Here is a 26,925-nt window from a genome sequence, read left to right as displayed (position 1 = left end):
GTGTAAAGTACGGTTATGATCGTGCAAGCAACCGAACGTGGCGAGAGAACCCGTCCGATCCGAACCGCGAGCATGACTGGCTCTACCACTACGATGGACTGAACCGCTTGCAGACGGCTCAGCGAGGTGAATTGAACGGCTCGCACACTGCGATTGAAACGCTTGATGCGGCGCAGTGCTGGAAACTCGATCCAACTGGCAACTGGTCGGAATTCCGGCAGGACGAGAATGGCAATGGAACGTGGGACTTCAATCAAACCCGTACTGCCAATGCGGTCAACGAGATCACTGACATCAGCAATACGCCTAGCAACATCTGGGCGACCCCGGCGTACGACAAGAACGGCAACACAACCACGAACCCACGTCCCGATCTTGGCACAAACGCCACAATGACGGCGACGTTCGACGCCTGGAATCGGATGACGAAGCTGGTTGACGACGCCAATTCGAACGTGCTGCTAGAAAACCAGTATGACGGCCGAAGCTTCCGTGTCGCCGCGAAGGAATACACCTCGGGAGCGCTCGCAGCAACGCGTGAGTACTATTTCACCGACAGCTGGCAGTGCCTAGAAGAACATGTTGACACCTCCAACACCCCACGACGTCAATACGTCTGGGGCATGCGTTACATCGATGACCTGATTGCACGAGACCGCGACATCTCCCCTTCGGGCGGACTATTAGGCGAGCGGCTGTATTACTTAGCCGATGCCAACTGGAATACGACAGCAGTGGTCAGTGATTCAGGAAGTGTGCAGGAGCGCTACGAGTACGATCCGTACGGCAACTTGTCTTACTTCGCGCCCGACTTCACTCCGCGAACCAGCAGCAACTACAGCGTTCACTACACGTACACCAGTCGAGAGTGGGCACCGGACGTGGGACTGTATTACTTCCGCAACCGCTGGTACGACCCTCAACTGGGCCGGTTTAGCTCCAGAGATCCAATCGGGTTCGAGGGGGGGACTTTTAATCTTTACGAAAATCTATTTGGTCTCAGCTACACTGATTCGAGTGGTCTTCGAATTGACCAAAGTCCTCGCGCTAGATGTTATCGTCGGGCCGCTGCGACTCGCGACAGACTACTCCGACTTATTCACGAAGACTTAGCATACAACTTGTACCTGTGCGCACACGAGTATTACGAATGCACTCAAGGGCGACCGTATGAAGGATACGAATGCGGTAAATGCTCGGAGCCGATACCAGGCTGCATCCTCCAAGCATATCGGATATACCAATTTGACATGGGACGATTACGGGCAGGATTCCCTAGGGTGCTGCGGGAATGCGATCGCTTGCCAGGACGAGTACAATAATGCAAATTTCTCGAAGACATTTTCAGATCGCTTCTATTTCAGCATGCATCGGTTCTGACATCAGGGCTCAGGAAACTGTACGACGTGACAACGAATCGCCGAATGCAATCGAGGAAATATTCTCGAAGTACAAACGCTGCAACTCGTATTCAGACAAGGCACAAGTCTTGATTTACCGCAGTGAGGCCGAAAAAAAAGTGATCCAGCAGTTTTCATTCACCACTGACTTTGTTAGGAACAAATCATTTGCTTTCAAGACAGATGCCTCAGTCTGCTGCTCCCTCAAGGCTGAAGATGGTTACTTGACCGGTGAGTGGCACTGCGAGCCCATCGTAAAAACCGATTCGTCACTTCTTCCTCAGATGTTGCGAAGAATGAGAAGATCGACGATGCATACCTCGGTGTTCATTCCTCTGCTGTTGCTTGGCGAAAGTGATTCCGTCGCGATCAAGGCTGCCGAAGGAATCTGGAGTATCATTGATAACCATGACGAATTGAGAGAGCGTCGTCTGCAATATCGGCTTCAGTCAGCGGATTACCTTTGTGAAGCTACAATCGACAGAGATTCCGGGTCGATAATCGCCATTAGAAGTTCACTTGGCCCCTTGGATGGCAAGATCGCTTCAGTACTATTCTCAGAAGTCACAATCGATGGAAAAAAAATAGAGATTGATCGAATGCCGACCGGATCTTCAGGCTCGATAAAGGACGATTGGGAAGATCGTTTTTGAAACGCAGGGCAAATCAAAGGTGTCCGCACGATCAAATGGGGCAAACCTCTTTAATGTGCACGCGAACGAATCAAATGGGTCAAACCTCTTTGTTGAACCTCTTTGTTGAGTAAGCAAGCTGATGCACCTGCATGAAGCGACGATTAGCATTTGGCTAATGCAGCAGCGATCAGTCACATATCGATGGTATGTGGCAATGCGTTTCACTACACCGCCACACGTTATCCAAACGGCAGCGAGGTTACACTCCACTTCAAAACCAGTGCCCTGGTCAAATGATCCCAATGTCCAGCCTTGTCGACATAGAGTCGGCCGTTTTGACGGACGAGTACTTAGGGCGGGGAGCGTCATCCAGCAGGATAGTTTCGAAGCAGGGAAGCGTGATGAAAGTTTGTGTGCTGTTTTTAACTCATCAATCAAATGCATCGATTATTGATCATTTCGATTCGATTGAATTGCCTCCTGGATGGAGCAAGTATCTTCTTGTCGACGAGAATTCGTGTGCGGTGAGTGAGTTTGGCGATCGCAGTGTTGTGGGGTTCTGTCACGAGAGTTTAGTGAAGGTCGGTTATCATCCCATCTCAGGAACACTCATTCCAGGGAGCGCCCATTTTCCTGTGATTGAGTTTGCGTACACTCGCAAAGTCGATTTCGTATGGGCGATCGAGTTTGATGTGCAGTGGACAGCGAGTTGGCTTGATTTTTTCAATGAGTTTGACGATTATGCGGACTTTTTGGCAACTCGAGTGCGCCGATACGAAACGGATGCGAATTGGTGTTGGTGGGATTCGCTGAAACCACCTCCTGGTGCAACAATCGAGTGGAACCACCCGAACGCCTCGCTCGCGTCATTCAATCCGATTTACCGGTTGTCAGCTGCCGCTGTTTGTGCGTTGCGGAAGCGATTCTTGTTGGGCTGGTCAGGTCACTGTGAGGTTACGATACCCACCTTGCTTGAACAGGACGGACTAGTTGTCGCCGACATGGGCGGGGTAAGCGGGTTCACTCCCAACGCACAGCGTGATCGTATATATACATTTGAAACGATGCAGTGGAGACCGGAATTCAGCCTGCAAGACGTTCCTACGTTTGAACCCAATCTGCTCTATCACCCTGTTAAGCACTGAAATGACAGAGACGGGGGGAAAGGGGCGTGTTCGTTACATCCAAATGGCACCGATTCCAATCGCGAACAAAACCAATCCAACACCGATTTCTGCTCCCCGTGCGGAGATATCGCACAGATTCATTCCGATGCTCATTCCAGTGATCGCAAGCTGACACTTTTGCACTTCGTGAAACGCTCACGCAGAAAAGTGTTTCAACGTGCAGCTTAACAAGTTTCTGATATTTGTTCGGAATGTGTCAGATTTGACAGCTAACTAGGAGCGGGAGCTCCAGTGCAGTTGAAGGGCTGGTTTTCGCCCTTCTCTGTTAATTGCAATGCGTTTGCGGTTTCAGTTTGTCCGTGTAGTTCTGCGACGCGGCGGACGCGGCTGATGATGTCCGTACTCTCGAAGCGAGGGTTCACTGACAGCTCGTGGCCGAGCAACTTCCTGACAGCTACGGTGTGACCTTCGGCGGCGGCGTTGTGGATTGGCGTGTAAAGCAGGTTGTTGCTTATGGTTGCGGTTGCGTGGTGGGTCAGAAGTAGGCGGATCACGGGCATGTAGCCTTTCGCCGCGGCGATATGGAGCGGCGTGTTGCCTTGATCGTCGGTTGCATCGGGGTTTGCGTGATGGTCAAGCAGGATTCGGGCCATGAACTCGTATTTCTCTTTTACAACGTGGTGCAATGCCGTGCGTCGACTGTTTCCCGTTGTGTTGGGATCGACGCCAGCGTCAAGGAGGATTGTTAGAAAACCGATGTTGCCAGTTCGTGACGCCAAGTGGATCAGCCGGTCCCCTCTTTTTCCAACTGCCCCGTTTGGGTCGGCCCCGTCCCGGATAAGGCGTCTCGCCATGTCCTGCCGTCCGCGTCTCATCGCAATCTCTAGAACGCCTCTCCCGTTGAAATCTCGGGCAGCCGTAGTTGCGCCGCGATTGACCGCTTCGTTGAATTCGTCGAGGCAACCGCTTTCGATGGCGGTGATGAGTTGATAGTCGGGCAACATTTCCTGGCAAATTGCCACGGCAATCGCATGAACGCAAGCAGTTTATGTCGAGTGTCGTCGGGCACGAAGAAACTTGTTGCGCCTCGATAAAAGGTCGTGTAGCCTGAAGTCGTAACAACGTGCAATCTCATGCACAGAAATACGACGATCATGATTTATGCATTCCTGAACCAAAAAGGTGGTGTTGGCAAGACCACGCTTTCCATTCACACCGCCGCCGAGCTTTCGGGGCGAGGGCGTCGCGTGCTCTTGATCGACGCCGACCCGCAGGGGAGTTCACTGGCTTGGTCGAATTACCGCGAGAAAGCCAACTTCACAGTGGTTGGGATGCCCAAGGCGACCATTCACAAAGAGATCGACCTGCTTGCTCAAGATTACGACGATGTTGTAATCGACGGGCCACCCCGCGTTACCGAATTGGCACGTTCGATCATTCTCTCTGCCGACATCGTCGTCATTCCTGTCCAGCCCTCACCCATGGACGTTTGGGCTGCGGCTGAAACGGTTGACTTGGTAAGAGAAGCCCAAGTTTATAAACCCGAAATCAAATGCTGTCTTGTGATCAATCGCAAAATCACCAACACGGCGATTGGAAGGGATGTGCGGGATGCCTTAGCAGAACTAGAAGTACCTGTGCTCAAGAACGATATCGGTCAACGAGTCGCGTTCGCCGAAAGTGCGGCAAGTGGCTCAACGGTGCTAAATCAGAAGCTATCCAAGGCAGCGAGAGAGATCATAAAGTTTGTCAACGAACTAAGGAGGTTGAAATGAGCAAACGAATTACGATGTCGGCCCGTGCAAAGCCGAAAGCAGCAATCGACAAGTGGGTCGATACACGAGATCCTGCTATCGCATCCAAACCGGGCGTCAAACCAAAACGATTGACCATCGACATTGACCCGGTGTTGCACACCGACTTGAAAATCAGCTGTGCTAAACGCGGCATCCAGATTGCCGACTTAGTTCGAACGCTTATCGAACGTGATGTCCGCAGCCACGAACACGGGTAGTCTCCAGCTTAACAATTTGTGGATGTTTTCGGTATGATACATCGTCTCTTCGCGAACCAACCTTACCACAGGTCTGCTCGGTGTTTTCTGCAAACGTTGAGTGGAACGTAACTTGCGAGAAGCAAATGCTGCCGAAATTCCCAGTTCGAACGAAAGAATTCAGCAAACTTAAGTTTGTTCGATCGCAAGAAAGCTCCGTCACGACGGCCTGGGGAGTTGATTGGAGTGACTCGATGATTGCCCGCGATCTTCTGCAAAACTTCTACGACTCCCATCTGTCCAACGTTCAAGATATTTCGATAACGGCGGAGGGGGCCTCGGCAACCGTTGTTGGGAAGGTCAGCTTTGACCTGAATAAGCTTTTCTACCTTGCGTCAGAAAAGACGGAGGAGCACGTTGGGCAGTATGGGGAAGGATTCAAGGCTGCGATTGCCTGTTTGTTGCGCAGGCATCCAGAGGCAATTGTCGTTGCGCAATCTGGAAATGGTGCGGTCAACGTGCGACTGGCAGAACGCGAGCTTGGCAATTCTTCTGTGCAGCCCTTGGTCTACGATTTTTACGAACTGCCGACCGAGTGCATTGGTAGCAAGCTAATTATCCAAAAGGTGACTTCGGATCTGACAGCCGAGATTTCGTGTGCGCTTAGCCAGTTTTGGCACGACGGTAACTCACTGTCAGGTGAGTTGCTCGCACGTTCACCCGACGGGAAACTATCGGTTTTTCAATCGACCAATGAGAAAGGGCATCTGTTTTACCGTGGATTGAAGCGGGGCGAAATGAGCGGTTTGCCTTTGGTGCTTGTGTGTGAAAAAGCGTATCAACAAATTGAACGGAAAACGACCCAGGATCGAGACCGAAAAGCGTTCGATGATGTTGTACTTGGGACGTTCTATAGTGTTTGGGCGAACAATTTCTTCAAGCATGACTGGCGCGCCATTGGCGTGGTTTTAGATGCTGCAAAGCCGCTTTGGCAGAACGGTAAGTCGCATGCCTTGCTCTCTGCAATTGCGTCGAAACGCCCCCGAGTAGGAACACTGATTTCAGATCGATTTGCTGATGACTACTTTGCGGTATGTAAATCCACTGATCCAATGACGCAGATGCGGATAACTGCAAAGGAGGGGGAATGGAAAGCTGCAGGAAGGACCGCCCTTCCGGCCTATTTCAGCGCATTCGGTGTAGAGAATGCCGAAGTGTTTTTCCAGAAGCAAGTCAAGCAGGCAGAAAAGGAAGCTGAACGCAACGGGCGTCGGTCGCTATCCCCAACTGAAACGGCATCGAAACAGATACTTGACGACGCGGTGCAGGAGTTTGCACCCGAAATTTGGGAATCATTCGGAAGCCGCCGGCCCAGCTATTCGGTGGCAGAAACGGAAACCCTTCTCGGCCAATTCAAAAAGGCTCTTCCCTATCGAACGTCACAAGTGTTTCTTTCTGCTTCAGTATTTGAATCAGACCTCGCTTCGGCGCTCGCCACCTTTCTCCATGAGCACACGCACATATACGGATACGATGGCGGCCGCGAATTTACCGATGCCCTGACATGGCTGATCGCGTCCGTTATTCGAAATCGAAGCAGTCTGGACCGGTTCGAGAAAAGCTGGAACCAGGCAATCCGGAAAGTCAAAACGGAGAGGAATGCAAAGAAAACTTGGCAATCCAAAGGGCAGAAAATCGATATCGCGTCTCTTTCCGAACCAGAAATGCGGCGTGTCCTACAACTGTTACCTCCTGTTCAAGTTCGACGCCTTGTCGAGCGTCTCGACGAAGAAAAACAACAGTGAAGGAGTGTACTGCGTCAATTAGGAATGCTCGCAGTGCAGTTCTAATTGACACTGGACGAAGGTGTTTGCCGATCCGACGGGAACATGGTCGAACGAATAAGTGCGTGCGATTGTGGGGCCTTGCTCATTCCAAGCTGCTCACGTTTTCGGTAACTGATATTATCACGCAATGGCAGGGGCGGATCTGGGCCAGTTCGAGTAAGTCGAGAACACATATTATCCTGTGTTTCCCGTCCCTATCCTCATTTCCTGCTCCGGTGTCGGCCACCGGAGCGCGCGAGTAACGATTTGATATAAAGTAAGAGTCTGCTTCAGCTCCGAAAATTTCATTGGACGCTAAACTTTGTCCAACCGTCTACAGCTTACTCGGAAGCAAACGTGCATTGGTCGATGAAACCGGAGGTGCCGAATGCCCGGCAGAAAGGTGCCCCGTTTCCAAGTACATTAATGATCTGCAGCGTTAGCGTGAAATCTCCACAGTTCTCGAGCCATTAAAACTATCTTTCAGTCTGCTTTCGCAGAAACATTCATCTCGATCCAAAGATGCGTCAGAATGATCATTGGGCTTGCACCTCGAACTCGGCTGTGGACTGACTCAGATCGCGACGTTCGGGACTTTGGATCGGGCTGTAAAGAACGAAGTTGATCGGACATCGTCCAAGTTGCGTCAGCAGAATTCGCTAGGTCTTCGATCCAGCCGTTGATTGCTTTAAACCAGTCGGTGGAATTCGTGTTTTGCACATACGCGATGATGGCAGCTTTTGCGTACTGTGCACCATGTAAGCCGAGCTTGAATCGCTGGATCCCTCCTGACTCGTTGATCCCCGTGACGTACTCTCTCTCACGGCTTTTTCGATCGGCGGGCAGCCGTTTTCCCTCCATGACAAGGAACGCTTCGTCATCATGGTAGGTGCGTCCTTCGATCACCGTTGTAACCACTGGCTGCGCGGATAAGTCAACGCGACGACGGTTCCCTTGGCGTTCTTCGTGATGAAAATGAGCCATGGAAAAATCATTTCGCCGAGCCGCAGCATTGAGGTGCTTGCATAGCTGGGCGTTTAAGGCTTCCTCGCTCGTTTCCTCTGAACGATGCGGCTTGTCTCGCCAGATTGGAAGTTCGGCGTAGACGAATTGAAGGGTTTTATCGACCGAAGAGTCGGGAACGGGGCCGTGCGTCAGACGACCGTGAACACTGTTGTTACTGCTCACGGATCAGAATCCCTGCTGCTGCAATTCGAGCAGAGTGTCGTCAGCATCGTGGACCGCGGTCGAGCGAATCCAGTACCGCAAGCGGTCCGGTTTGATGATGAAGATGACGTTCTCTTGATAAATTCGGACGACACGAATAGTGCGTAGTGAGTCAATTGCGGTGTCAAACACTAATTGTTGAAGGTGCTGTTCACAGTTCGGGCCTAACCACTCCACGGAAGGCTCGTTACCGAAGTAGAAAGGCTGGCAGATCAATCCGTCTAGGAAGACTGGATCGGCCGCGTGAAGGTTGTCATAGATGCTGCCGAGCATTCGGCAGAAGAGTTTTGAGTACGCATCAACGGCTTCTGTAGTCGCTGTCTCTTTTAGCAATGCGGAGTTCTGGCCGAGTCGCACGTACTCGCCCATGAATTCGAGCGTGTCATCAGCGAGTGCTTGCTCCCAGAACGCGAAATCAAGCTCAGATTGCTCTCTCGGGACAGGCAGTGATTCGAGATCGTTTTTGAGTAGTGCTGTAGCCTTTCCAACAAGAGCTTGTGAACCATTTAGAGCTACCGCAAATCGCAGCCTTGCACGATTCAATAGCAAAAAGTCATAGAGCTCTTTAAGCTCATCCTTGTCGCGAGGCGAAGCATGAATCCCAACAATCTTGTCCTTGAATGCCAATGTGCACCGACCCCAGAACGCCATTGGCAACGATTCATGCTCCCGGAACAAGATCAAAGGCGGTTGGAAAAGTTCCTCCGTTCCGCTTCGGTAAAACTCTGTCTCCGTAACCTCGGACAACTGAGTCTCATCAATTCCACTGTCAGTCAATGCACGTGTCGGCAAAAAGACTTGGCCAGTAAGATGAGGTCCGGGTTTCTTGCCAGATTTTCCTGAAATAAAGCCTTCTGCCATCAGCCAACCATTTTCGTTGACAACTTCGCCCAGCGTTCTCATCTCACTAAGCCTCGAAGCAAGTCTACCAAGCCTTCCGCCACCAAGTAGATTGGGTCTCGCAGCTTTCGCATTCTCAACGACTTCTAAGGGAGTGAGCTGGTGCCGGTCATAGTGGTCGATTTCAAAGGCCACGCGCTGTGTCGTTTCGTATGTTCGGCGAAACGTTAGATGGCGAATCTTTGAAGATTCCGGTCCGGCCAAGACCGCAACTGTTTTCGGATCAGCTCCCGAACTGCCATACAGACCACGAATCGACGTGAAATCCAAAATCGTCGACAAACGTCCTGTTTGCGCAAGTGACGCACGGAAAAGATGAGATTGAAGGTTGTATAGAAAACCCGATGGTTGAATCAGGCAAACCACTCCCTCATCGGTGACGGTGCGCAAAGCCTCATCCAGAAACAGATACGCAATCTGTTTATCAGGAATCGAGCCTCGCTCCTTCTCGTGGAACTTGTTGACCCGTATTGCTGGCTCGGAGAACTCAGATTCAAACGGCGGATTGCCAATCACGACATCAAACTGCCCAAGTGATGGCATGTCCCCGTCGTCGCCTACGCTGGCGAAGTTGAAAAAGTCGTCTTCAAAAACGTTCTGGTTTCGCAGACGGTCGAAGCGTAGTTCGTTCCAAATGACATTCGGTTGGAGCGAATCACAAACAGCCAATGCAAGACTGAAAGCAGTCAGATCGACGGCGGTTGGGTCTCGTTCGACCCCGAAAACCTGTTCGCGAAGGATGCTCTTGAGCGTCTCGACCGTCGGATTGGCCCAATTGTTTTTTGAACGCCAAACGTTGACTAAACGCCGCATCGCACCGACGAGAAAAACGCCTGACCCGCACGCCGGGTCCAACACGCGCTCTTTGCCAGAGAGTTTGTGGTAAGGCATCGCAAAGTCGAGCAACAATGCCGCCAAGAACGGTGGCGTGTATACTGCCGTGCTATCCTGAACGAACCGTTGATAGAGGTGGCTAATGACTTCAACAGGTACATGTGAGAACGAGAATTGATCCCACAAGTACCGTTGTTTTTTCAACGTCTTCGCTTCAACCAATTTTGCAAATTGTTTTAGCGTCCTGGCAGTCAGTTTCGATTCAGATGGCAACGAAAAGACGTCGCCGTTGAACTTGCTTTCCAGGTTGCTCAAAAGCCGTAACACACAAGCTGGATCGCCACTCTTTAGCACGTCCAGAAAGTTTCGAGCGCCTTTGTGAAAGTGGCCAAACCAACCCGGTCCCGGAAACACTTCCCTATCTTCAAGGTACTTAATCAAAACGACCAGGAGCAGCAGGCGCCTAAGCGTCGGATTAGATTCGCCACCGATGTCGGCATCTGTTTCGACGATCGCCTGAATAAGCGATTCATGAGCAGCATGGTCATGATCCGCCAGCGAATGATTTTGCGGGTCGTCCCAGAAGGTACCATCCGCGAGTCGATTGGCTGAGAAACGGCGTTTGTCGCTCAGAACTTTCGCAATCCCAGACGCAATCTCAAGTTCAAATGCCGGTGAGTATTTTCTTTCGTTGTCAGTCCAAAAGTCAGGCCCACGGGCACAACTGAGAATGTCTACTTGCGTAGGCCAAGCCACGTAGGCTAGCGGAGCGCCTCCGTTCAGCCACAGGTCATTGTGCAGTTTCGCGAGTTCTTTTTTCGTCAGCCGCTCACTACTATTGTCAATCACAAACGCAGCAGGATGCGATGAGCGACCATCGTTGAATCGACGAAAAAACACGAAGTCTACGTCGCCGATGGCTGACGTTCGTTCAATGAAAGCTTTTTCGCTCGCTGGCAATCGCTTTGGAGGATTTGCAACAACCACTAGACCATCGACAGGCCGCCCGTTCTCACGGAGCAGTTCAACAGATTGGAGGGCAGATGCGTCCATGTGTCTCGGAACGGAAAAGTTGACGGAGGTTTTCGCATAAGAAGTTTAGCAGGAGCTCCTCTTTGCGACGAGACAGTTCCCAAGTCCTCTCGTGTCGAGTGGCAAGATATCATCAAATTTAGACGAAACTTGAGTTTTTTGCCTGTCGTGTCGAGTACGTTGGGCGAATTTGCCCAGCCTTCCAACGATGAAACCTGCTCCGGTGGCCGACACCGGTGAGCTGCTCCGGTCGATGAAACCGGCGCATTTTTGAAAATGAGAAAGCAGATCCGGTGTCGGCCACCGGAGCAGGATCACTGGCGTATGATGTAGGCCGTAAACCTGCTCAGGACACGCCCACATGGTGCATGTGAGATAGCATCGTGGCAGAGCTCAATTCCCGTCGCCCCAACTGGTTCGTAACACAATATCCCGTCAGTGGTTGCGAGAGCGACTGTTGACGGGAATTGAACTCTTTGGCAGTTTAGAACTTTGATAAATTGACCAACGAGAGTGCCATTCTCGCAAACGCCATGAGGCGACGTCGTGGTCTACCTTGCGGCAGAACAAGGATGGACAGTCCTGAACCAAAGTAGGTTTCCCGGTGTCACTACCCTGCCATGTACCGGCACGTTTATGGAAAGTTACCGATAACCCTCAAACATGACAGGAAAAACTCCCTTGATGGACTTCGACGAGCTCAAAAGGCGTTCCTTTGTAATCCGCGAACTGCTTAAGACGTACAAGGTCAAGCTCGTCGCTGGCGAGGGGTTCCAGCAGGCTCTGGCTGAAGCGGAAGCAATCGCCGATGCCGTCACGAAGGGCGAAAAGGGCACCGAGAAAGCGTTCGTCGAAAGCGCTCGGGCCGCAAGCATCGTCTGGAACCTATCTGAAACCCTTAGGCCGTGCCTCGACCACGGGCTCGATCCGACCCAGCATTTGAAGCAGATCACTACCGGCTCGGTCGATTACGGCACTCCGGCTGGCGAAGGCGAAAACAAGAAAATATTCTTCAAGGATTTCGAGCTTGAACTATTCGCCGCAGCAGAGTGCATCAAACATGGGATGAAGGTGGCGCTTAATCCAGTATCGAACGACCCATCCGGGGACCTGTTCATCGAGCCTTTGCGTGCCGAGGTGAAGCATCCGAACTCGTCGAACCAACTCGTAAAACTGCTCAAAAAGTTCAACGGCAAACTGAACGAGAACGACCGCTTCGGCGTTTTTGTCGTTGGGCTAGAGGACGCCTTTAAGGTCGATCCTGGCAAAGTATTCAGCGACGAGGCTGAATGGCGTGCCTGGCTTGAGTCGAAGGCAAGTGAAGTTGAGGAGTTTGGCAAGACGTTTCTGCAACTGGCGGCGAAACTGCCACGGATTCTCGTCGTGGTGCAGACCTGGACCGTCTGGTTCCAGGCAGATGGAGCCGTCAACCTTCGCCGCCAGGGAAATGCCGTTCTGTTTGACGAGCACGCCAACGTGCCCGAAGCGGCGGCTTCACGGGCGTCGGAGGTTGCGGCGGCTTTCAACCCGAACTTCCGGTACTGGTCGAAAATTAAGGATACGGTCACAGCCGTCCAGCCAAACCCGTCCGCCGGATAATATATTTCTCTGATAGGTTACACCGATGGCGAGAGCTAACAATCCCGCAATCCTCGGCGAGTGCGCCTACTGCCCGGTCCCGGGGACTACCAAAGACCACATCCCACCTCAGACGATCTATGCGAAAGGAACCCAGAATAAACCGTGGGTTCCCGCGTGCCGAAGATGTAACGGTGGCGCGAGCAAGGACGACGAGTACATGCAGCGGTTGGCGATGCTCTCGGGAGCCGAGGCATCGAAAGACGCCCAGGCCGTCGAAGAGCGGTTTATGCGGGCTATTCAAAGGGAGGAGGCCAAAGGGCTCCAGGCCGACACGTTCGCCTCGTTGTCGAAGCAGACCCCAGAGCAGGAACTGCTGTTCCCTGGAGGGATCAACATGGCCCTGCAGGGCGAACGACTTGGGCGGATCACTGACAAACTTGTGCGGGGGTGGTGGTACAAGCTGAGCAATGGGCTGAAAATCCCCGCCGAACACTCCATCATGAAATACACGCTAGGCGACAGGAAGAATACGAACCCCCTGTACGATTTCAACGAGCAAGAGATTGGCAAATGTCCCGGTTTCTTCTCGGGGGACTATGCCTTCTCCATGCAGATGGCGTACTGTCCGAACAGCCAACTGACCTGCTGGCGATTCATCTTCTTTAAGGTTTTAGGGATCATGGCATATACGTGCAGGAAGCACGAAGCGGGCTTTGACATTCTAGACCTTCGGAAGCCGTACTCCGTGATCGACTACAATGACTGACGGCATTCAGTCAATCCCGTGCCTCAAGCCCTTTGCACAGCATACGTTCTGAAAGTGCGAACTCATTCAGGTGTTGAATCATCCTTCCGCCACCGCAACCTAGCTTCCCAACCCCGGACCCCGGTGACAAAAAGTTCATTAGCCGTCTTGTCGCTACTACTAATTCGAGCGTTCTCGGGACGCCCAATATCGGCCGATTGTATTCCCAATTTTCACGACTGGCACCGACACGGCTGACTTCGAGCCAAAGGCGCGACACCGGCAGATTCATGGCCAAGCATCAGACAAGTAGCACGCACAGGACGAACCGTCCTGAGCAACAACCTGCATGCTCCGGTTTCATCGACCGGAGCAAGTCAGAGCACTTCCAAAATGCCGGAGCTTGGACAAACGCCAGCTCGACCAACTTACGTTCGTCGCAATAGTGGCGATCATTCCCCCGCTGCCAACCCAAATTCATCAATCTCAGCTTCGATCTTTTCTAGCTCGCGTTTGAGTTCCTCTTTGCTGGGCAAGTAGAGCTGGTATTTCGAAGCGAAGATATTGGTGTCCGACGGGAGCGTTAGTTCAACCATCGCTTTGTTGTTATGGGCGCACAATACAATGCCGACGGTGGGGAGCTCATCGTCCAGTTTGACATGACGGTCAAAGTAGTTGACATACATTTGCATCTGACCCAAATCGCCGTGGTCGAGCTTTCCGATTTTCAGGTCCAGTAACACGTAGCACCGCAGTAATCGGTTGTAGAGGACTAAATCGACATAGTAGTGGTCGTCGTCGAAGGTAAAACGGCGTTGCCGGGCCTCGAACAGAAAGCCTTTGCCAAGTTCCAGCAAGAACGCTTGCAGCTTGTCGATGATTTCGGTCTCAAGATCTCGTTCGCTGTAGCCTGCTTTCTCGTCCAGGTCGAGGAATTCAAGCACGAACGGGTTCTTGATCAGGTCGGTGGCTTTCGCGATCACTTGCCCCTCGCCCGCCAAACGACGGACTTCGTGTTTATCGCGACTGAGGGCGAGTCGTTGGTACAGCGAACTGTTTATCTGCCGCTTGAGTTCGCGGACGCCCCAGTTGTTCTGGTTGGCTTCGATCTCGTAGAAGCTGCGTTCGTCGGCGTTGTCGATGGTCAGCAGGGTGACGTAGTGGGACCAGGAAAGGAAAAATCTCGATTTCAATTGCGCAGACACCGACGGCGGAATCTCGACTCCTTTTGAATCGCTGTCGCTGCCCAATTCCAAAAAGCCAGACAGCGACTGGCCTTTTGGTGCTGGCAATTCGACAGACAGCGTCTGTTGAATTGGGAAACCCACATAAAACTCTCGGAATTTACGCAGATTTGTCGCTGAAGCTCCACGAATTTTGATCCGTTTCGCCAGAGAATTAATCAGGCCTCGTCCATACTCGGCGCGGTCGCGTCCTTTTTGCTCGTATTCCACCAAATACTGACCAAACAGCCAGTTACGCACCACAAGAGCACGGTTTGCGGTGCGAGTAACCTGGGTTTGAAGCTCCGCGTGTGTCGAGGTGAATAGCGATACAAGCGTCTCAAAATCAAGATTTCCTGTCGTAGTTGAATTCTTCTTGCTCATCGCCCATCTCCCGCGAGTTCGGCTTCAATACCCATTTTGCGAAGATGCTCGTTCACCTTCGCTTCCAATTTTCCGTCGCGACTGCCGCGGGTCGCATTCATGCCACCGCGCAGTTCGTGGCAGGACGCCGGAAGGGCCAAGTGGAACTCAGTGTTTTTCAATGCCATCGGTGGCGACATCCTTCGATTTATCCTTGTCTGTTCTGTTTAGCGCGTTTCGGGGCCGTATTCAAGTGGCGGCGCACTTCCCGTCGAATGCCGTGTAAGTTTCGTCCGTTTCCGTCAGGCACCGCCATTTCCGGATGTAGTTTAGCGACTCTTCGTATTTTTGAGGAGCTAACGCCGGCGTAGGCCGCTGCCTCCACGATCGTCATCAGTTCAAACTCAAAACGAGCGATCCGAGATTGAAACCATCTCCATACAATCACGATCAGTTTTGCAAATGCAATTAGTTTGGTTGTGAGCCCTAAGCATTGACTCAACTCGTGGAAGATTTCGGGTCGGTTCACGTTGATGTCTCCTATGATTTGGAAGTTTTGTTCGCAATCTTGGATCGCGAGAGTCAACTTGCAATAGTTCAGCGGGATAGCTTGCTCGAGAGTCTTCGGATGTCCCGCGTTGCAGCTCGACTTGGAACGTATCGGACATCGTTTGATGGCCGTTTTCGGATCATCTCATAGGCATGCGTCGCGTCGGAGTTTCCACGCCGTGAAGATTTATTTGACTGTCTTCTGCCAATCGCCTGCCTGTGGATAGAGTCACTGTGACGCGTTGCATTTGCTTTTTTTTCGTGTCAGGGTTTAATGCCTAAGCACTGCTTAGGGGACAAGCCTATCTACTATTTCTTCCTCTTTCAGCTCCAACCTGGGGTGTCATTGGAGGCGTCATGTTGATCGCAACTCAGAGCAAAAACATCGCTGCCACCCGTCAATATTTTGACCAAGTATTGACGCAAGGTGACTACTACCTCGGCCAAGAGATCAACGGTCAATGGCACGGTAAAGGTGCTGACACTTTGGGACTGGGGCGTGGCACTGATGCAACTAAAGAACAGTTTTCCGCCCTGCTCCAAGGTCAACATCCCACCACCGGAAATCCACTCACTCAACGCAACCGCAAAGACCGACGCCCTGGAATGGATTTGACGTTCTCGGTTCCGAAGTCGGTTTCACTCGCCTGGGCTATCAACGAAGACGAACGTTTAATCGAAGCTCTTCGGGAAGCGGTTCGCGAAACCATGACGAAGGATATTGAGCCGCTCATGCAGCGCCGTGTCCGTCATGGCGAGCATCACAACAGCGAACAGAAATCGACCACGGGCGAACTGGTCTATGCGGACTTCCTTCACAAAACGTCCCGCCCCGTCGATGGCAAAGCCGATCCACATTTGCACATCCATGCATTCGTAATTAACTGGACACATCAGGACGGAAAGCACTACGCGGGACAGATGGAAGAGATCGTTCGCCAGCGAGCGAGTTTGCAAGCCAAATTTGAATCCCGCCTCGCCCGCCGTCTGCGAGACGAACTCGGATATGCGGTGACCCCTACCCGCTTCGCTCAGTCGGGACGGATCAAAGCAGGATGGGAAATCGACGGATTGGATCGCACGACCATCGAAAAGTTCAGTAAACGCACCCAGCAGGTCGAGGCTGCCGCCAAGTCCAAGGGAATTCACGATGCGGCCAAGAAAGCGACACTCGGAAAGCAAACGAGAGAGAAAAAGCAAAGTGGAACGTCGGTCGATCGATTGCGGCAGGAATGGACGTCACGTCTGACGGATGATGAAAGGCAAGCGTTTGAGAGATTGGCGGCACGTAGCGTCCGGGGCAATGGCGGTGAAGAGCAACGCGATGCCGCCATATCGGTTCAGTATGCCCTCGATCACCATCTGTTTCGGCATTCGACGGTGGAACGGCACCAAGTCGTCGCGACGGCTCTGGAACACGGATTGACCTTTTCGCCTGAAGAAATCGAGCGAACGCTCGATCAGCAGCCGATTATTCAGCGAAGTTTGGACAAAGACGGGGCGTCGAGGTCGCTTGTTACGACGCAAGAAGTGCTCAAGGCCGAGAAACGGTTGATTGACTTTGCGCGTGATGGACGTGGAACCCGGCAAGCAATCGGGAAACAAGAGCATACCTTTGTTCGCGACTGGTTGAACGATCAACAGAAATCCGCTGTTAATCATGTTCTGACCTGCCGTGACACCGTCATGGCGGTCACTGGTGGCGCCGGAACAGGGAAATCGTCGCTGATGCAAGAAGCCGCTGATGCGATTACTCAGAACAACAAAAAGCTGTTTACGTTCGCTCCCAGCACCGGTGCCAAGGAAGTGCTGCAGCACAAAGGGTTCAATCAAACGCAGACGGTCGAGCACTTGATCCGCAATACAAAGCTGCATCCTGAAATTCGCGACCAAGTAATATGGATCGATGAAGCGGGGCTGATGGACGTGCGATCGCTGAACGCGGTCTTTGACATTGCCAAAGAGCAAAACGCTCGTGTGGTGTTGTCCGGCGACACGCGACAGCACGCTTCACCCCGTCGCGGCGAAGCGATGCGGCTGCTTGAACGTGAAGCCGGTTTGAACATCGCTCGCGTCGAGGTCATTCAGCGTCAAAAGGGACAGTATCGCAAAGTCGTGGAAACGATTAGTCGTGGACACGAAATTGACGAGCAAACCGGCAAATCTGGTTTGCTGGCCGGATTTGACATGCTCGACGCGATGGGCAAGATCAAAGAGATCGACGCCGACGACAAGCACGAGGTATTGGCGAAGGGGTATCTCGCGGCGATGGACAAGGGCAAGTCAACCTTGGTGGTCGCTCCGACGCACGCGGAAGCCGCCGCCGCGACCGCAGAAATCCGACGCTCGCTTCGCGAGCGAGGCCAGCTCTCCGATGAAGATCGTCCTTTTCTGCAACTGCAATCAATGAATCTGACCGAAGCCCAGAAACGCGAAGCGGCGACCTACGAGCAACAGGCCGGAGCAATTGTTCAATTTCATCAGAACTCGCAGGGTGGCATCAAGAAGGGAGACCGCTACCGCGTTGCGGGGGCAGTCGGAAATGAGGTCCAATTGGTATCGCTGCAAAGTGGTGAAGTAAAACGACTTCCTATCGCGACGCCGGATCGATTTGAGGTGTATCGAGAAGCCGAGGTACGACTCGCCGCTGGGGACAAAATCAGGTTCAGTCTCGGGGGAACAAGCAAGAACGGACAGACGCGATTGAGCAACGGTCGTCTGGACGAAGTGAAAGGGTTTGATGCGAGCGGAAACTTGATTCTCAAAGGCGGGCAGGTCGTCTCACGCGACTATGGGCATTTGGATTTGGGATACGTGATCACCAGTCACGCCAGTCAGGGCAAAGACCGCGACGTGGTAATTTCTGCGATGGGAGCAACCTCCCTGCCCGCGATCAACGCCAAAACCTTGTACGTCACCGCATCTCGTGGCAGGGAGGACGTCGTGATCTATGTTGACGACAAAGCAAAGGTCAGGCGTGCAATCGAGCGGAGCGGCCAGCAAATGTCCGCGACGGAACTCGTGGGTCGTAAAGGGAAACGACCGTCAGAGGCAACGGAGAGCCGGTCCCCTGCCCCTGATATCAACCTTCAGTCCAATCGTCACTCCAGACATCGCCGCCACTTCGAAGCATTTCGGACACGCGTGAGAACGTGGCTTCGGACGAACGCGATGAGCTGGCAGCCACGACCAACGCAGCCTTCTCCCGATCGACACAATCATCGGCCCAATAATCGATTTCACACGCCACAGATTCGAAGGAGCATCTAGTTATGTCCCAAGCGTCAAGAGCATTTCAAGAAACACACAGCGGTCCATCTCTGCGTTCGGTATCCAAGGTTATATCGAATACCGATACATCACCTTATGCATCAGCGCATCCCGGCGAAATGCCGCCGATGATGTTCCAGCTTCGACTTTCTGACGGTCGATGGATGAGTTATTCCTATAGCGACGTTCGTGAGATTGAATGTCGCGACGCCGGCCAGATCAAGCTGGTTGTCTTCGCCGCCTCGCAGATATTAATTACAATCGAGGGACGCAATCTCCGCGAATTGGCAACTCTCTTTGGGATGGCGTCGGTGCGATGGCTCCAAGAGGCCGACCCTCGCTCGGTTCGTCGTCCAGAAACCGAATCCGACATCACCCGGATCGTCATCGAAACGAGCAAGACGGAATGACCGTGGGCGTCCCAAATTTGGGACGGCATTGCGGTGCGACGATACGACTAGAAGTATTGTCGTACCGTCGCACCAAGTTTCCGAGGGAGAATGGCCTATTGGCCACCCTCCTCCGCATTTTCATCGCCTTCGCTGGTTTTACGATCGGCGGCCTTTAATTCGGCGATCCGGTCTGCGACCTTGGGGATCAGAATGCTCAGTTTCAGATTATCGATCTCACCGAGACTGGTTGTATCCGTCCACTGTCCGTCCGCGGTTTTGTAGCTGCAAACGTACTGAACGGAGTAACGCGGTGGTTTGCCGTCTTCTTTGGATGGATTTCCCCAGATGACGCCCTTCACTAATCCGTAGCGAATTGTGTCGGCTGGTCTGTTTGTTGTCTGTGTCATGGTATTGGTCCTTTCTTTGTTGGTTGACCTGTCCCGCGTTCCCGCCGCGGGACGGATTCCGTCTGCATGGGGTTGGTGCGGCACGCAGGCGCAGCCGAGTACACGGCCCCATTGCGGATCGGGATCCGTTTCGTGGCAGCGTGACATGATCGTCATCCAATTAAGAACGGATCAAATCCACTGCTCACTCGATCAATCGCACGCCAGCTAAAACAAATCAAGCTGTGATGAAGGGCGTGGCAGTTTTGGGCTGTCCTGCGTAAGACGATCTTCCGCATCCGGCATCTCCTCTGCTGACGTTTCCGCCAGGACCGTGGAGGCGTCATTGAAGGTCTCACCCAAAATCAAGTCTGCGGCTTTCTGAGCTGCACCTGCGGCCCCGACGACCAGTCGTTTATCGCCTCGGAGGACGTCGATCCAGCTTTGAAGATACGATGCGGACTGCTCGATCGTTGGCGGGCTGATGCCACTGGCAGCACATAAGAATGCAGCGCCCATTTCGGCAATTAGTTCTTCGCGGCTGTAATCCAAACTTCCGAACGGAGCAAGCGTTTCATCCAGGCCACGATTAAGACGGCTGCTATGGCCCGTTGAGTGCGAAAGCTCATGGAATAAAGTGCTGTAGTAGCTTTCTCGTTCATCGAACTGCTCGGGGGCGGGCATGTGAACACTGTCGGTGCGAGGGCGGTAGAAAGCACGTCGACCACCATCGTGTTCAATGGTCGGTTTTGCTCGGTAGCCGTTCACAATACGCTCAGCTTCAGCGAGCGGCTGGAACGGAATGGCATTCGGATCCTCTTTCGGTGCGTCCGGCGCCTCAATCCCGTCGATTTGTTCGACATTGAAGGCAGTGTAGTGTTTGAGAACCGGAACGGTGATGTCGTTTCCATTGTCTTTATCTTTGGTCTCGTACATTTTCCAGAATGTGACCAAGCTTCCCTTCTCGCCTTTGCGGACTTGTCCGCCATTGGCTAGAGCCTGCTTAAACGTCATCCAATAATCGGATGTGTATCCACCGCTCCAGGCAGACATACCAAGCAGCAGCACGTTGATGCCGCGGTAGCGTTTGCCGCTGTCCATGTTTTTTGGCCACCCGTCGCCGTTGCCACGTTTGATTGGATTACGCCACGGGGCTGTGCCCTCTTCCAGGTATCCGATGATTTTGTCCGTGACTTCCTGATAGATGTCGCGTTTGGGTTTCTTGCTGGTGCTTTTCTTCTTTGCCATGCCGCCCTACCTTTCGGTTGCGGCGATCTCTGATATGCGTGTCATGTGACTGCCCTTTCGTCTGCTGGTTTGGTGTCTGCGCCGTTATTGGCACGGATCGATTTACACTGTCAACGACAATTGCTTGACCTCACGATTTTCGGTGAGCAATTCGCCCTGATCGACTGGCCACGCGATGGCTTCCCAGTTCAGCGGAAAACCATCCAGGCTCACACGCCCTCGGAACATGATGCCGATGCCCTCGGCAAGCTGTGATCGGCCGTTCGGGTCAGCTGAGCGTTCGGCGTAGGCTTTGTGCATCAGTGCGAAGACAACTGCATCACCGTCGCCATTTTCGAAGCAGTTATCGAAACCGCGTGTGTAGATATTTGCCCACGGTTCATCCGCCAGTTTACGGATCGCTGTCTCGGCATGGTGGACCCGAAGCCCGAAGCCGGGACGTGTTGGATAGGGATTGTTTGGTCGGTATCTGTTCATGACTGCTCCTTTCTGATCACTTTGAATTGGTTGGCGAAGTACGACAATTCGTCTTGAAGTTGGTCGATCAGACCGATCAAGAATGCCTCGGGATGGGCGGTATTCAAAAGGGTGGCAAGTCGACTGGCCGTGATGGCAATTTCGGTAAGATTAGTTTTTTCCTCGTAAGTGGTGTGTTCACGCAGCTGTTCCTGAAAGCCTTCCGCCTGACGTGCAATTGCAATGAGTGCTTCGGCTTTTCGGGTGAACTCAGAGTGTGGACGTTCGCGAGGGGGTGTAACTTCGGTATTTGACATGGTTCTGTTCTCCTTTTGTTGATTGACTATGCAAGCGGTATCCCCGCCTGGCTCGCCGTCGTTGGTGCAAGGGTCTTCGCGCAAGCGATTTTCCGAAACCTAGCGCACGCGACGTGTTGCAGGAAAACCCTTGCAGCGTTGACGGCAAGGCGGGACGCTGCATAAACAGTCAAGCACACGAAAGGAGAACGGCTCATTGACGAAATCAGTTGACAATACCGCTACGGATGTGCTTTTTTCGCAAGTATGGATCCGACGAGTACCTTCAATGCAATGCTGGAAGCATACGCCAGTAACGAACGTGAAGAGGCACGCGAACACGCGAGCAATCTGTTGCGATGGCTTCAAAAAGGCGGATTTCCGCCACGCGTTTTCCTGTCACCTGAGGTCCAGATCGCAATGGAACTTTCACCGGAATTTGCTGAGCAAGCGTCAGCAGAAGTGTGTCGTAAGATTTTGTGTGACGACGATTTCGACCCCAACGAGGGAGGCGAAGACTTTGATCCTGAACCACCGGGCCCGTGTCATCCGTCTGAGCTGATCCGCAGTGAATGCGACCTGCCGTAACGATGCCAGGCGATGAATCATTGGCAGAACAGGTTATCCTGCTTACCGACGAGGTCAAAGTCCTGCGTGAGAGCGTCGACGGACTGAAGGCGGCGTTCGAAAAGGCAATCCGAAATGCATGGATCACGGTGCAGTTCGACGAGGCGGCGAATGCACAAGCGGATCGAGTTGCTGAGCCTGGCATCCGTCCAGCCATCGAACTGTTCGAAATCGGTGATGGAGTCAGCTTCGATCGTGATGGAATCGATTACTTCGGTGAGATCATCGAACGTAACGACGGTGAAAACCTAGCCATGGTCCAACTCATTCCGTCGGGCGACACGGTGGACATCATCCAAGATCATCTCACCCGTCTTGAAAACGATCCGCTCAGCTACCGAAAAGACGAACCGTGCCAGGATTTCGGTCAAGTAGAAGAACCGAAGTCCCCTTCTCCGAAGAGTGGACGACAACTCGCCCTGGATTTTGAAGCCGAAGCAACGCGTGAAGCGGCCGAACCGTTCGACGGAGGTGAACACAGGGACCAAACCGCAATTCTATCCAAGGATGCGTTCACAGCCCGGACCCGTACGATTTGGGACGCCGTGAATGCCTGGATCGTTGACTACACACCCGCATTCGGGTTCGACGCATACAAACTGGGAGTCTTCGAGAAGATTGAACCCGAATGGCGAGGCACGTTCTCTGATGCCGATCAGGTGCGGTTGCTAAAGGACGACTACGCCCTCGCGTGTGGCGTTGCCATCGCGGTCGAAGATGCGTCGATAATGATCGAAGAACACGGCCATTCCGCTGACGCAGAAACACTCATCCGCGCGTATTATCTGGCGATCTCTCTAGCAACGGCAGGTTTTGATCTAGAGCACTATCTGCCGGGATTTCCTATCCACAGCTTGGAAATGTACTAGCGATGATCCAACCGGCCTAGAGAGTGGAGACACGAATCTGTTCCGGTACGTCAGGAACAATCCCGCCAACGCGGTAGACCCGAGTGGAAACTCAGAAGTGTCAGGTGGCGCCAGAGCGTTTCAGGCATGGGCAAGGACGATAATTGCAAGAGCGGCCAAGGATAATCCGAATTGCGACAAATCCCTATCACGACTTCTCAACGCATCGATAGCGCAAACTACTGCGACTCGCCTGGCCATGTGTGGACGGGGGCAAACCATGCGACTGGCGTTAGAGCGAATGGAGATCGGCAAGTATTTTCAAGTCCACCACATACTCCAACAAGACCTTTTCTTCGTGCGCCGTACCGAAAACCTTTTGAGGAGAGGAAAATTCTTGCAGAGCATCGGCATTCATCCTCATGCGAAACGAAACCTAATGTTTCTCCCTACCAAGAAAGGAAAGAATTGGGCTGCCAACAAGGCAGGTGAAGTATCTTCAACGACTCATAGAAGTTCATATCAAAGAATGCTGGGAAGAGCCTTACATGATGGTGGACACGATAAGGAATACCTAGAGGGAGTCGAGAAAGTTGTTGATGCTATTCGTCGTGATGTCAACCGTGAGATTCTGTCGAAGCCTGACGCCGCTGCTCAGGTGCGTGCTCCAAGCAGAGCTGCGTAACGGCCTCAAGTCCGCTAAGTTTTACTTGCACGCTAAAGAGCTTGCCAAACTGACGAAGCCGATGAGCATAAATCGACCGGTCGCAATTTCACTTGGAAGTTTGCTTTTCATAGCTTTGGACCCAAGCGAAGATCTGGTGGCGATGGCTGCTGAACGGATGTTGCCAACTTGCAGGACCACAAGGACATGGCAGGGGCATTTACGGCTCGGAATAATTCGAAGATTGTGCAATCTAAGGTTCCAGGTAAAAACGACGATTCGATTCTGGGGCAAGCACGACAGCAATTGCTTGGAAGGCTTGGACAGCTCGGTGGTGTGGGGGTCTTCATTGCGACAATTTCGGGTGATGATTTCATAATGGGGCTGCAAATCGTTGAATTACGACAGCGCCTAGTGACTCTTGACGAGATATTACTGGGATTAAGGCCTGGGTTACATTGATGGTATCAAACGGAGCAAATCTTGAGCGAATAAATAGCCAAGAAATGATAGAGCTGTATATGATAGCGTTCGGTTTGGCGATGAGTGGAGCAAGTCAAGATGGCGATTGATGAATTCAAAATGCCCGAATCAGTAATCGATGCGATCACAAATACAACCGCATTGACGTACCGTGCCAGTCAGCTGAGATTGATTGACCGTAAGGATTGGGAACTAAGCTGGGTATCGGTGTCGTCAGAAGAGACCGAGTATGTCGAGGAAGATCCACGGAGCTATGAAGGGTTCTACATTATCGATGCGTTGCCAATTCTCGAACCAGCGGATGGGTGGCAGACGCAATTGTATTGGTATCCTTACTACCAGAGATTTGGCCAGTGGGACGGCGAGCATCGAAATGCGTATGTTTTTCAATCCGCACATTGGAATGATATTGCTAAAAGCCCAGAAGTATTCCTCGACGGACTATTAGACCCTTCGCGGGATTTCGTAACTTTCCTACGTCCTTGGCTTGATGACGATTCAAAATTCCTGACGCGAGAGGAGATGTACAGTTGGGTGGAGGAACGTATTTCGGCTCAGCCGACGTTGCCACTTAATCATGAGGCAATTGCTATTCAATTGCGGATTGACGAAATTCTAAAGCAAATTGACAGCCTGCTTCGAACAATTACATCCGTTGGGGACGTCCAAGCAACCAAGTCACATCTCGAAAAACTAGTCAATGCACTCGAGGAGAACCGATTTGAATTCGATTCGATTGACGAGGATCTGATATCGGACGAGACTGAGAGTGTACTTCTCGACCACGTTGATAACATCCAGGACACGATACATTCACTTCAGTCACAAAGTCGAAGAGTATCATCGATCGCGAAAGAACATCCAGAGGTTCAGCAATTGCTGACTATGATCGTTTCGTTCTAAACGCCCTATGCGTATCTGATCAGAGCATTGAACGAACTTCGGCATGGCATCTCCATCTCGATGCTTGAAGGCTCACTCGATACTGGTGTCCAGATTTTCGCTCAAGGGTTACTTGTTACGGGCGTTTTCGCTGTCCTGGTTTTGGCCGAATCGTGACCGTAGGCATATGAGAGTGTTTTGGCTGGTTAGCCGAATTGTTCTTGTTGCGACCCGAGTTTCTTGGTGATTGTTGCTCAGGATAGTTTACCGCTAACAGCGGACGCAGACAGTGTCGGTGCAACCTTCCATGACCATGAACACCCAGCTAGCCATCTGTCCGATACTGCTTCATCTTTCACGCCGCTTAAAGTGAGTTACCGTTCAAAAGCTGGCTTTCATGTATTTAGACGAAGTCTCGAGCCTATTTCGTTTCGTTGCAACGGGATAAAATCTTAGTCGCGGGTAGCTCGACAGCTTGCGAGAAGCTGCCGAGCCGCGTTTGCGTTAGTGTTCGCTTGGCAGGTAGAGCGTCCAGTGCCGGCCATCGAATCCAGCCCAGATATCGATTTTCTGGAGTGGGAAATCGGTGAACTCGATGGCCTGCTCGATGAACGGCAGATCGGGACTGTCGGCTTTGGCGTAGAGTGACGCCTTGTTGCCGTCGCTAAGTTTTAATGTCCAGAAATGCATGTTGTTTATGCGGGGATCTTTCGCGGCGGCTTCATTGAACTCTTCGCTACCGATCCAGGATGCGATGGCATCGATGAGCCAGTAGGCCTCCCCTTTTTCGGCCACGTACTGCACGCCTGGCGTGTAGATAACTTGCCGGTTGAGTGGATGCCGAAAGCGTTCCAGGTCACCGTAGAAGTTTCGCAAGTCATTCTCGGTAAGTGTCTGTTTCTTTCGATTGCCCCGCTGGGTAGGTGTATTTGGGATGTCGTTGTTCATGGTGTCGTTCCTTTCTGTTGATTGACCATGCAAGCGATACCCCGCCTGGTTCGCCGGCGTCGGGGCAAGGGTCTTCGCGTAGCGATTTTCCGAAGACAAGCGAAGCGATGCTCTGGCAGGAAAACCCTTGCGGCGATGCGGGCAAGGCGGGAAGCTGCGTGGAAAGTCAGTCAACGGAATGGAACGGATCGCCAAACGTACAAAATCGTTGACAAGTAGTCGCGAAAAATCGCAATATCCACGTCATGGATCCAGAAGAAACGTTTAACGCGATGATGGAAGCTCAAGCATTCGGCATGCAAGATGAAGCCGCCGAGCATGCACGCAACCTGCAGGAGTGGCTTGGCAAAGAGGGGTTTACGCCGTCCTTTCGAATTGCTGTCGGAAGTCGATCTGGATTTACCATCAGTGGACCATTGGCGAGAGCGTTCTGCGAAGTGGCTTGCCAATTCGTCCTTGATGATCCGCAATGCGATGCGTCGTTTGAACTCGAATGACGGCGGCTCGCTCGGACGACCTATTATCAAGCCTCGCGGAGCAATTGAACGAGCAAGTTAAACGCCTGAAATACGAGGACGTTCACCCTCCTCCCGTCCCAGCACAGTTGTTTTGAGATGTCCAAACCGGATAACAAAGAGTTGATCCACGAGATACGCATTCTCCGCGAAAGCATTGATGAATTGAGTGGGCTTTTGCGTTCCATTTTTCATCAGGCGAGTGACAATCAGCACACACGAAAACATGCAGCCGCGAAAAAGAAAACCCCTTCGGGGGCGGTGGAAAAAGAGTCGACGTCCTCTGGAAAGAGATCGCCCAATCCGGGCCGACATTTCTGACATGACCACAGCGTCGCAAATGTGACCAATCGTATTGTCGTAAACTCGTATCAACTGACAACCATAAGCACGGCGCATTGCACTCACGTTGTAACGCAACGTCGTGAGTGCAATTAAATTAATCGTGTTTCATTGAGTGCGATTTGCTGTAGAG

The 26,925-nt window shown here is 52.3% G+C and carries 26 protein-coding genes; 15 read left to right on the top strand and 11 right to left on the bottom strand.

Annotated features, from left to right (window positions below):
* From ABD971_RS25060 to ABD971_RS25050, 3 genes are all read left to right on the top strand, one after another.
* On the top strand, positions 1-1,322 hold a 1,322-nt coding region (locus tag ABD971_RS25060; RefSeq protein WP_345326633.1), incomplete at its 5' end, for an RHS repeat-associated core domain-containing protein.
* Positions 1,322-2,053, top strand: coding sequence for a hypothetical protein (locus ABD971_RS25055; RefSeq protein ID WP_345326631.1), 732 nt, complete (start codon positions 1,322-1,324; stop codon positions 2,051-2,053). The genes ABD971_RS25060 and ABD971_RS25055, both read left to right, overlap by 1 nt.
* A 383-nt stretch (positions 2,054-2,436) precedes the next feature.
* Positions 2,437-3,180 carry a hypothetical protein gene (locus ABD971_RS25050; RefSeq protein WP_345326629.1) on the top strand — a complete coding sequence of 248 codons (744 nt, stop codon included), beginning with the start codon at positions 2,437-2,439 and terminating at the stop codon, positions 3,178-3,180.
* Positions 3,181-3,431: 251 nt separating this feature from the next.
* Here ABD971_RS25050 and ABD971_RS25045 read toward each other — a convergent pair whose 3' ends face one another.
* Positions 3,432-4,166: an ankyrin repeat domain-containing protein gene (locus tag ABD971_RS25045; protein ID WP_345326637.1), complete on the bottom strand. Its 735-nt coding sequence runs from the start codon at positions 4,164-4,166 to the stop codon at positions 3,432-3,434.
* Between the two features lie 129 nt (positions 4,167-4,295).
* Between ABD971_RS25045 and parA the strand changes: the two genes are divergently transcribed.
* The 3 genes from parA (at position 4,296) to ABD971_RS25030 (ending at position 6,960) form a co-directional block, all read left to right on the top strand.
* Positions 4,296-4,937: a ParA family partition ATPase gene (gene parA, locus ABD971_RS25040; protein WP_425571367.1), complete on the top strand. Its 642-nt coding sequence runs from the start codon at positions 4,296-4,298 to the stop codon at positions 4,935-4,937.
* The gene (locus ABD971_RS25035) at positions 4,934-5,176 is read left to right on the top strand and encodes a plasmid partition protein ParG (RefSeq protein ID WP_345326627.1); all 243 of its coding nucleotides are present in this window, start codon (positions 4,934-4,936) and stop codon (positions 5,174-5,176) included. Before parA ends, ABD971_RS25035 begins: the two co-directional genes overlap by 4 nt.
* Positions 5,177-5,256: 80 nt before the next feature.
* Entirely contained in the window at positions 5,257-6,960 is a 1,704-nt protein-coding gene (locus ABD971_RS25030; RefSeq protein ID WP_345326626.1) for a hypothetical protein, read from the top strand.
* Positions 6,961-7,464: 504 nt separating this feature from the next.
* Here the strand turns inward: ABD971_RS25030 and ABD971_RS25025 are convergent.
* A complete protein-coding gene (locus ABD971_RS25025; RefSeq protein WP_345326624.1) occupies positions 7,465-8,169 on the bottom strand; it encodes a hypothetical protein in 705 nt (234 codons plus the stop codon).
* Between the two features lie 3 nt (positions 8,170-8,172).
* Positions 8,173-10,791, bottom strand: coding sequence for an HsdM family class I SAM-dependent methyltransferase (locus ABD971_RS25020; protein WP_345326622.1), 2,619 nt, complete (start codon positions 10,789-10,791; stop codon positions 8,173-8,175).
* An 846-nt stretch (positions 10,792-11,637) separates the two neighbouring features.
* Between ABD971_RS25020 and ABD971_RS25015 the strand changes: the two genes are divergently transcribed.
* A complete protein-coding gene (locus ABD971_RS25015; RefSeq protein WP_345326620.1) occupies positions 11,638-12,573 on the top strand; it encodes a hypothetical protein in 936 nt (311 codons plus the stop codon).
* A 25-nt stretch (positions 12,574-12,598) separates the two neighbouring features.
* Positions 12,599-13,321, top strand: a complete 723-nt coding sequence (locus ABD971_RS25010; protein WP_345326618.1) for a hypothetical protein — start codon at positions 12,599-12,601, stop codon at positions 13,319-13,321.
* 431 nt (positions 13,322-13,752) lie between these two features.
* Here ABD971_RS25010 and ABD971_RS25005 read toward each other — a convergent pair whose 3' ends face one another.
* Genes ABD971_RS25005 through ABD971_RS24995 form a run of 3 tightly spaced genes read right to left on the bottom strand, consistent with a single transcriptional unit; the run spans position 13,753 to position 15,415 of the window.
* On the bottom strand, positions 13,753-14,907 hold the full coding sequence (locus tag ABD971_RS25005) for a PDDEXK nuclease domain-containing protein (protein ID WP_345326616.1): 1,155 nt from the start codon (positions 14,905-14,907) through the stop codon (positions 13,753-13,755).
* Positions 14,904-15,074 (bottom strand): hypothetical protein, encoded by a 171-nt coding sequence (locus tag ABD971_RS25000; RefSeq protein WP_345326614.1) that lies wholly within the window; start codon positions 15,072-15,074, stop codon positions 14,904-14,906. The genes ABD971_RS25005 and ABD971_RS25000 overlap by 4 nt, the downstream gene beginning before the upstream one ends.
* A 20-nt stretch (positions 15,075-15,094) precedes the next feature.
* On the bottom strand, positions 15,095-15,415 hold the full coding sequence (locus ABD971_RS24995) for a hypothetical protein (RefSeq protein ID WP_345326612.1): 321 nt from the start codon (positions 15,413-15,415) through the stop codon (positions 15,095-15,097).
* Between the two features lie 377 nt (positions 15,416-15,792).
* On the opposite strand from ABD971_RS24995, the gene mobF reads away from it, so the two are divergent.
* Together mobF and ABD971_RS24985 are read left to right on the top strand one after the other, a co-directional pair.
* On the top strand, positions 15,793-18,705 hold the full coding sequence (mobF, locus tag ABD971_RS24990) for a MobF family relaxase (protein WP_345326610.1): 2,913 nt from the start codon (positions 15,793-15,795) through the stop codon (positions 18,703-18,705).
* A 2-nt stretch (positions 18,706-18,707) separates the two neighbouring features.
* Positions 18,708-19,115: a hypothetical protein gene (locus ABD971_RS24985; protein ID WP_345326608.1), complete on the top strand. Its 408-nt coding sequence runs from the start codon at positions 18,708-18,710 to the stop codon at positions 19,113-19,115.
* A 95-nt stretch (positions 19,116-19,210) separates the two neighbouring features.
* Here ABD971_RS24985 and ABD971_RS24980 read toward each other — a convergent pair whose 3' ends face one another.
* From ABD971_RS24980 to ABD971_RS24965, 4 genes are all read right to left on the bottom strand, one after another.
* Positions 19,211-19,504, bottom strand: coding sequence for a hypothetical protein (locus ABD971_RS24980; RefSeq protein ID WP_345326606.1), 294 nt, complete (start codon positions 19,502-19,504; stop codon positions 19,211-19,213).
* A gap of 207 nt (positions 19,505-19,711) precedes the next feature.
* Positions 19,712-20,731 (bottom strand): ArdC family protein, encoded by a 1,020-nt coding sequence (locus ABD971_RS24975; RefSeq protein ID WP_345326604.1) that lies wholly within the window; start codon positions 20,729-20,731, stop codon positions 19,712-19,714.
* Positions 20,732-20,833: 102 nt separating this feature from the next.
* A complete protein-coding gene (locus ABD971_RS24970; RefSeq protein ID WP_345326602.1) occupies positions 20,834-21,208 on the bottom strand; it encodes a hypothetical protein in 375 nt (124 codons plus the stop codon).
* Positions 21,205-21,504 (bottom strand): hypothetical protein, encoded by a 300-nt coding sequence (locus tag ABD971_RS24965; protein ID WP_345326600.1) that lies wholly within the window; start codon positions 21,502-21,504, stop codon positions 21,205-21,207. Before ABD971_RS24965 ends, ABD971_RS24970 begins: the two co-directional genes overlap by 4 nt.
* A 273-nt stretch (positions 21,505-21,777) precedes the next feature.
* Between ABD971_RS24965 and ABD971_RS24960 the strand changes: the two genes are divergently transcribed.
* The 4 genes from ABD971_RS24960 (at position 21,778) to ABD971_RS24945 (ending at position 25,008) form a co-directional block, all read left to right on the top strand.
* A complete protein-coding gene (locus ABD971_RS24960; protein WP_345326598.1) occupies positions 21,778-22,071 on the top strand; it encodes a hypothetical protein in 294 nt (97 codons plus the stop codon).
* Positions 22,056-22,979 carry a hypothetical protein gene (locus ABD971_RS24955; protein WP_345326596.1) on the top strand — a complete coding sequence of 308 codons (924 nt, stop codon included), beginning with the start codon at positions 22,056-22,058 and terminating at the stop codon, positions 22,977-22,979. The genes ABD971_RS24960 and ABD971_RS24955 overlap by 16 nt, the downstream gene beginning before the upstream one ends.
* 259 nt (positions 22,980-23,238) lie before the next feature.
* Positions 23,239-23,643 (top strand): AHH domain-containing protein, encoded by a 405-nt coding sequence (locus tag ABD971_RS24950; protein WP_345326594.1) that lies wholly within the window; start codon positions 23,239-23,241, stop codon positions 23,641-23,643.
* A 540-nt stretch (positions 23,644-24,183) separates the two neighbouring features.
* On the top strand, positions 24,184-25,008 hold the full coding sequence (locus ABD971_RS24945; protein WP_345326592.1) for a hypothetical protein: 825 nt from the start codon (positions 24,184-24,186) through the stop codon (positions 25,006-25,008).
* A gap of 483 nt (positions 25,009-25,491) precedes the next feature.
* Here the strand turns inward: ABD971_RS24945 and ABD971_RS24940 are convergent, their stop codons facing one another.
* The gene (locus ABD971_RS24940) at positions 25,492-26,130 is read right to left on the bottom strand and encodes a DUF6876 family protein (protein WP_345326590.1); all 639 of its coding nucleotides are present in this window, start codon (positions 26,128-26,130) and stop codon (positions 25,492-25,494) included.
* Between the two features lie 50 nt (positions 26,131-26,180).
* Here ABD971_RS24940 and ABD971_RS24935 point away from each other — a divergent pair, with 50 nt between their 5' ends.
* Positions 26,181-26,432, top strand: coding sequence for a hypothetical protein (locus ABD971_RS24935; RefSeq protein WP_345326588.1), 252 nt, complete (start codon positions 26,181-26,183; stop codon positions 26,430-26,432).
* Positions 26,433-26,925 lie beyond the last annotated feature (493 nt).

It is taken from the genome of Novipirellula rosea, from assembly GCF_039541335.1.
GTDB lineage: Bacteria > Planctomycetota > Planctomycetia > Pirellulales > Pirellulaceae > Novipirellula > Novipirellula rosea.
This window is presented reverse-complemented; position numbering and strand designations above follow the sequence as displayed.

Excerpts from the sequence above, each read along its gene's own strand:
- ABD971_RS25045 (WP_345326637.1), bottom strand. The coding sequence starts at position 4,166 with ATGTTGCCCGACTATCAACTCATCACCGCCATCGAAAGCGGTTGCCTC.
- mobF (WP_345326610.1), top strand. The coding sequence starts at position 15,793 with ATGTTGATCGCAACTCAGAGCAAAAACATCGCTGCCACCCGTCAATAT.
- ABD971_RS25050 (WP_345326629.1), top strand. The coding sequence starts at position 2,437 with ATGAAAGTTTGTGTGCTGTTTTTAACTCATCAATCAAATGCATCGATT.
- ABD971_RS25015 (WP_345326620.1), top strand. The coding sequence starts at position 11,638 with ATGACAGGAAAAACTCCCTTGATGGACTTCGACGAGCTCAAAAGGCGT.
- ABD971_RS25005 (WP_345326616.1), bottom strand. The coding sequence starts at position 14,907 with ATGAGCAAGAAGAATTCAACTACGACAGGAAATCTTGATTTTGAGACG.
- ABD971_RS25010 (WP_345326618.1), top strand. The coding sequence starts at position 12,599 with ATGGCGAGAGCTAACAATCCCGCAATCCTCGGCGAGTGCGCCTACTGC.
- ABD971_RS24985 (WP_345326608.1), top strand. The coding sequence starts at position 18,708 with ATGTCCCAAGCGTCAAGAGCATTTCAAGAAACACACAGCGGTCCATCT.
- parA (WP_425571367.1), top strand. The coding sequence starts at position 4,296 with ATGCACAGAAATACGACGATCATGATTTATGCATTCCTGAACCAAAAA.
- ABD971_RS24965 (WP_345326600.1), bottom strand. The coding sequence starts at position 21,504 with ATGTCAAATACCGAAGTTACACCCCCTCGCGAACGTCCACACTCTGAG.
- ABD971_RS24950 (WP_345326594.1), top strand. The coding sequence starts at position 23,239 with ATGCGACTGGCGTTAGAGCGAATGGAGATCGGCAAGTATTTTCAAGTC.
- ABD971_RS24980 (WP_345326606.1), bottom strand. The coding sequence starts at position 19,504 with ATGACACAGACAACAAACAGACCAGCCGACACAATTCGCTACGGATTA.
- ABD971_RS24955 (WP_345326596.1), top strand. The coding sequence starts at position 22,056 with ATGCGACCTGCCGTAACGATGCCAGGCGATGAATCATTGGCAGAACAG.
- ABD971_RS24935 (WP_345326588.1), top strand. The coding sequence starts at position 26,181 with ATGGATCCAGAAGAAACGTTTAACGCGATGATGGAAGCTCAAGCATTC.
- ABD971_RS25055 (WP_345326631.1), top strand. The coding sequence starts at position 1,322 with ATGCAAATTTCTCGAAGACATTTTCAGATCGCTTCTATTTCAGCATGC.
- ABD971_RS24970 (WP_345326602.1), bottom strand. The coding sequence starts at position 21,208 with ATGAACAGATACCGACCAAACAATCCCTATCCAACACGTCCCGGCTTC.
- ABD971_RS25035 (WP_345326627.1), top strand. The coding sequence starts at position 4,934 with ATGAGCAAACGAATTACGATGTCGGCCCGTGCAAAGCCGAAAGCAGCA.
- ABD971_RS24960 (WP_345326598.1), top strand. The coding sequence starts at position 21,778 with ATGCTGGAAGCATACGCCAGTAACGAACGTGAAGAGGCACGCGAACAC.
- ABD971_RS25000 (WP_345326614.1), bottom strand. The coding sequence starts at position 15,074 with ATGGCATTGAAAAACACTGAGTTCCACTTGGCCCTTCCGGCGTCCTGC.
- ABD971_RS24945 (WP_345326592.1), top strand. The coding sequence starts at position 24,184 with ATGGCGATTGATGAATTCAAAATGCCCGAATCAGTAATCGATGCGATC.
- ABD971_RS24975 (WP_345326604.1), bottom strand. The coding sequence starts at position 20,731 with ATGGCAAAGAAGAAAAGCACCAGCAAGAAACCCAAACGCGACATCTAT.